Origin of the sequence: Marinobacter sp. VGCF2001 (assembly GCF_049943275.1) — a bacterium.
Lineage (GTDB): Bacteria > Pseudomonadota > Gammaproteobacteria > Pseudomonadales > Oleiphilaceae > Marinobacter.
In genome coordinates this window covers 1-521 of record NZ_JBNFVX010000043.1, presented here as the reverse complement: position 1 = coordinate 521, position 521 = coordinate 1, and the positions used below count along the sequence as shown (strand labels likewise).

1 protein-coding gene is annotated in these 521 nt (G+C 48.4%); it reads left to right on the top strand.

The features are described from left to right. Positions 1 to 22: 22 nt before the first annotated feature. A complete protein-coding gene (locus ACP2AU_RS16745) occupies positions 23 to 415 on the top strand; it encodes a hypothetical protein (protein ID WP_426377350.1) in 393 nt (130 codons plus the stop codon). Positions 416 to 521: the final 106 nt, after the last annotated feature.

Genomic DNA, 521 nt, shown 5'->3' with positions numbered 1-521 from the left:
GCGTTAAAAATCAGGGAGAAATATGCTCAGTGCTGTAGTTTCGGTTATTGGTGCTATTACAGCTTTGGTAAGCCTTTGGTTTACTGACAAACAATGGCGCAAGATTAACCGTAAGATCGCCATGCTGGATGATGCGGGTGCCGTTATTGAGATACTTCCAGCTTGGTACACCGGCAGGATGATGGAAGATCAATGGTGGTTTGGCCTGCAAACTACTGATGGCAGCCTAATCGCGTTTAGTACAATCAACTCTGTTTCTGACGATGGTAAATGGATGGATGTTGAGCTGCTTACCAGTGACGAAGTCCCAGACATTGCCCATAAAAACATTGTGTGTGCCGTGGCTGATGACCGCCGTAATGCCTCAATCCAGATCGATAAAATCGTCGCAGACTACGATCTCGTTACAAGCTAAACCCGCAAGATTTTTAACAAGTTGTTGTAGTACGTTCCGGGCCTGGGGCCCTCCACCGGACGCCCATTTCGCTGCGCTGCATGGGCGCCGCTAAACATTGGCGTTA

Coding starts and splice junctions, on each gene's coding strand:
- ACP2AU_RS16745 (WP_426377350.1), top strand. CDS start 23: ATGCTCAGTGCTGTAGTTTCGGTTATTGGTGCTATTACAGCTTTGGTA.